The sequence below is a fragment of the Mesorhizobium sp. M2C.T.Ca.TU.002.02.1.1 genome, assembly GCF_003997225.1.
Genome location: NZ_RZTO01000610.1, coordinates 1 through 3,832, shown reverse-complemented (window position 1 = coordinate 3,832; position 3,832 = coordinate 1). Strand labels below are relative to the sequence as shown.

The 3,832-nt window shown below is 65.9% G+C and carries 6 protein-coding genes; 3 read left to right on the top strand and 3 right to left on the bottom strand.

Features of this window, described 5'->3' with window-relative positions:
* Positions 1–171 (bottom strand): NAD-dependent epimerase/dehydratase family protein (locus tag EOD07_RS26035; protein WP_164772527.1); only part of this gene is annotated, 171 nt, incomplete at its 3' end.
* Positions 172–374: 203 nt separating this feature from the next.
* Between EOD07_RS26035 and EOD07_RS26030 the strand changes: the two genes are divergently transcribed.
* The 3 genes from EOD07_RS26030 to EOD07_RS26020 all read left to right on the top strand — a co-directional run bounded on the left by EOD07_RS26030 (position 375) and on the right by EOD07_RS26020 (position 2,910).
* Positions 375–1,019, top strand: a complete 645-nt coding sequence (locus tag EOD07_RS26030) for an isochorismatase family cysteine hydrolase (protein ID WP_040989865.1) — start codon at positions 375–377, stop codon at positions 1,017–1,019.
* Positions 1,020–1,068: 49 nt separating this feature from the next.
* Entirely contained in the window at positions 1,069–1,605 is a 537-nt protein-coding gene (locus tag EOD07_RS26025; RefSeq protein ID WP_040989864.1) for a MarR family transcriptional regulator, read from the top strand.
* A 105-nt stretch (positions 1,606–1,710) separates the two neighbouring features.
* Complete coding sequence (locus tag EOD07_RS26020) at positions 1,711–2,910, top strand: amidohydrolase family protein (protein WP_127237451.1); 1,200 nt, start codon at positions 1,711–1,713, stop codon at positions 2,908–2,910.
* A gap of 93 nt (positions 2,911–3,003) precedes the next feature.
* Here EOD07_RS26020 and EOD07_RS26015 read toward each other — a convergent pair whose 3' ends face one another.
* Both EOD07_RS26015 and EOD07_RS26010 read right to left on the bottom strand, forming a co-directional pair.
* Complete coding sequence (locus EOD07_RS26015) at positions 3,004–3,588, bottom strand: amino acid synthesis family protein (protein ID WP_127237450.1); 585 nt, start codon at positions 3,586–3,588, stop codon at positions 3,004–3,006.
* Positions 3,585–3,832, bottom strand: a 248-nt coding sequence (locus EOD07_RS26010; RefSeq protein ID WP_164772526.1) for an amino acid synthesis family protein, incomplete at its 5' end; no start/stop codon positions are given. The genes EOD07_RS26010 and EOD07_RS26015, both read right to left, overlap by 4 nt.

Below are 3,832 nucleotides of genomic sequence, written 5' to 3'. Positions count from 1 at the left end.
GATCAGCTGGAGGGCAAGGCCGAGATCCGTCAGGTCCGCGCTCACATGTTTCCAGGCCCCACGCGCGGGCGGCGCCAGGTCGATGCCCAGAACCTCATGGCCGGCGGCCAGGCAAGCCACCGCCACATGACGGCCGAGCAGGCCGCTTGATCCCGTGACAATGATGTTCATGTCTCATCCCTCATGACCGGCCACGGTGCGCGCAAATATCATTGATGGTCAAACAATCGGACACTTGAAACACCATGCTTGTCAACGGCTTTTTCGTTGCCGGTGAAGCGGGATGGCCGGCAACATGCCTCCAAGGATTGACTTCGGGCCTTCTACGGTTTTGTATGACCACCAACAATCAATGGCTGTCGGGGAGATCTGCCATGTCCGTGGACACTTTCTCGTCGCATCGACAGGAAGCAGGCGTCAGCATCGACGTGAAGCGCGCTGCGGTCGTCGTGGTCGACATGCTCAACGATTTCTGCAAGCCGGGCGGCGCGATGGTGCTGCCGGGTTATGAGGTGCTGGTCGGACCGCAACTCGCCGTCATCGATGCCGCGCGTGCGTCGGGCGTCCCGGTGATCTGGGTGCATGACGTCCACCGCAAGAATGTGCGGCAGGACCGCGAATGGCTGAAGCGCACGCCGCACTGCGTCGAAGGCACGTGGGGTGTCGAGATCATCGACGACCTCGGCGCGCGCGCCGACGAAATCCATGTCATCAAGCGGCGCTACTCCGCGTTCTTCCAGACCGATCTCGACCTGACGCTCAAGGACCTGAAGGTCGACCAGATCATCGTCTTCGGCGTGGTCACCAACATCTGCGTGCGTTCGACCGTTCACGACGCCTTCTTCAACGGCTACGAGGTCGTGGTGCCGAGCGACTGCTGCGCCGCCACCGGCCCGCGCGAGCAGGAAAGCTCGCTTTACGACATCGCCACCCATTTCGGCGTGGTCAGCGACTCGGCCAGCGTTGTCAGGGCTTTGCGGGAAGGCGTCTTCGTGGAAAACGCCAGCGTCGCGGCATGATCGCTCCGGTGCCAGCGACAACAGGCCTGCCAGGAGTTCAAGCATCCCGATGACGGTGACCGAGCAAACGAAGCGAACCAAGCGCAAGGCTGCGCAGGACAAACGGCTGAGCCGCGAGGAGGCGCTCGCCCGCTATGCCGCGACCGGATACGATCTCGACCTGCACCCGGCCCACATCGTGCGCCGCGCCCATCAGCGGGCGACGCTCTGCTTCCAGCAGGAGATGGCCGGCGAGGACCTGTCCCCGACCCAGTTCGCGGCGCTGGCGACGGTGCTGCGTCACGGCGAGGTGTCCCAGAACCATCTCGGGCGGCTGACGGCGATGGATCCGTCCACCATCAGTCTCGTGGTGCGCAAGCTTTTGAAGCAGGGGCTGGTCAAGCGCAACGCTTCCAAGACAGACCAGCGGCTGGCCATTATCACGCTGACGGACGACGGCGTGCGCTACACGCTTGACCGCCTGGACCGTAGCGTCGAAGTCGGCCGGCAGCTTCTTTCGCCGCTCTCCACGGCTGAGCAGGCCACGCTGTTGCAATTGCTCCAGCGCATCAGCCGTGACGACACAGGCGACACGGCCGTCAAATGACCTACTGATCCCCAACCCAGACGCAGCAAAACAGCGGGCGTCGCTGGATTTTTCGGCGGCGGGATGTCCTTCCCTTGTCCGCGCCGAACAGAAGGAACCAGTCTGATGTCCTCCGACCCCCAAGCCAATCCCGCTGCCGGGAAGACCGTCATCCGCAATATCGGCCTCATGCTGAGCGGCGACATCGCCCACCCGATCCTCGACGCCGACACCATTGTGGTCGTGGATGGCCGCATCGCCGCTGTCGGCAAACAAGGCGGCGTCGAGACAAGTGGAGCGACGAAGGTCATCGATGCGCAGGGTTGTGTCGTCGCCCCCGGCCTGATCGACAACCACGTCCATCCCACGGCCGGCGACTGGACCCCGCGCCAGAACCAGATCGGCTGGATCGACTCGACGCTGCACGGCGGTGTCACCACCATCGTCTCGGCCGGCGAGGCGCACTATCCCGGCCGCCCTCGCGACATCGTCGGCGTCAAGGCGCTCGGCATCGCCGCGCAGCGCAGCTTCTCGAATTTCCGCCCCAGCGGCATGAAGATCCTTGCCGGCGCTCCGGTGCTGGAGCCAGGCATGACCGAGAACGATTTCCGCGAACTCGCCGAAGCCGGCGTGACGCTGATCGGCGAGGTCGGCCTCGGCGGCGTCAAGGACGGTCCGACGGGCCGCCAGATGATCGCCTGGGCCCGCAAATACGGCATGACCTCCATGACCCATACCGGCGGGCCCTCGATCCCCGGTTCCGGCCGCATCGGGGCCGACGTCGTGCTCGAGGTCGACGCCGACGTGGTGGCGCATATCAACGGTGGCCCCACGGCGCTGCCGGACGACGAGATCCGTCGTATCTGCGAGGAAGGCACCCGCGCCCTGGAGATCGTCCACAACGGCAACCTGCGCACCGGCCTGTTCGTGCTCGGCATCGCCAAGGAACGGAGCGAGCTCGACCGGGTCATTCTCGGCACCGACGGCCCGGCCGGCTCGGGCGTGCAGCCGCTGGGCATCCTGCGCACCATTTGCCATCTGGCATCGCTGGGCGGCGTGCCCACGGAGGTGGTCTTCTGCTTTGCCACCGGCAACACGGCACGCGTGCGCAAGCTTGCCGATCGCGGCATCATCGAGGCAGGCCGCGCCGCCGACCTTGTCTTCATGGACCAGGCAGCCGGCGGTCTCGGCAAGGATTTTCTGGAAAGCCTGGCGCTCGGCAACCTGCCCGGCATCGGCATGATCATGATCGACGGGGAAGTGCGTACCGCGCGCAGCCGCAACACACCGCCGGCCATCCGCGTGCCCGAGGTCGTCGCGGCCTGATCGGAGGAAAGCCAAAAAAAGCGGCTCACGGGCCGCTTTTTTCGCCGGCGGGACAGCCCGTGGCTTTGCGAAGGTATCGCCCGCTGCCGGGCCTTAGATCAGTCCATCCTTGCCGACGATCTGTTCCTTGGTCAGCCCGCCGACGCGCGGGTGCGGCCTGCCCGAATCGGTGACCGCGATCGCCACCACGATCTCGTCGTCGCGAGGCGCGTCCGGCACGCGCACTTCCATGCCGTCGAAATGGCTGCGCACCTTGGCCGCATCCTTGTGGCCGAGCGGTACATCCAGTGGAATGCCGAGGCCGCCCCGCTTCTTCGAGGACGGAATGAGCGCGGCACCCGTGCCAAGCACGTCCCGGAACGGCGCGCCGAGCTTCGGATGGAGGATCGCGGCGGCATGTTCCAGCTCGCCATTGGCGCCAACGGCGGCCGCCTTGCCGAAGCTTTCGACCTGGTCGCCGGGAATGCCGAGCGCCGCGACCGCACGCTTTGGAAGGATCTCGCCAAGCTCGGCCCCGATGTCGCTCAGCGCGGACAGATCGTCCACGTAGCGGCCGGCGAATGGATTGCGAATGACCGCGACTGCAGCTGCGCGGCGCGTCGGGGGATCGACCGGCCGGCCGCCTTCCTCGCGTGTTTCTTCCACGATGGTTATGATGCGGCGGATTTCAACGCTCATCTCAGCCCGTCCTCTCCCTTGATGTCCTTCGCCTCCAGCCCGCCGGCGCGGGCATGGACGCGGGGGCCCGTCGTCATGGCCAGCACCAGCACGATCTCGTTGGCGCGCGGCGCGTCGTTGATGCCCACCTCGATGGCGTCGAAGTGGCTGCGCACGTACGAAGCGTTTATGTGCGTGACCGGGATGTCGATGCGCGCGCCGGGCCCGCCGACCTTCTTGGTCGACGGCACGATCGCCTTGGCGC

Excerpts from the sequence above, each read along its gene's own strand:
- EOD07_RS26015 (WP_127237450.1), bottom strand. The coding sequence starts at position 3,588 with ATGAGCGTTGAAATCCGCCGCATCATAACCATCGTGGAAGAAACACGC.
- EOD07_RS26025 (WP_040989864.1), top strand. The coding sequence starts at position 1,069 with ATGACGGTGACCGAGCAAACGAAGCGAACCAAGCGCAAGGCTGCGCAG.
- EOD07_RS26020 (WP_127237451.1), top strand. The coding sequence starts at position 1,711 with ATGTCCTCCGACCCCCAAGCCAATCCCGCTGCCGGGAAGACCGTCATC.
- EOD07_RS26030 (WP_040989865.1), top strand. The coding sequence starts at position 375 with ATGTCCGTGGACACTTTCTCGTCGCATCGACAGGAAGCAGGCGTCAGC.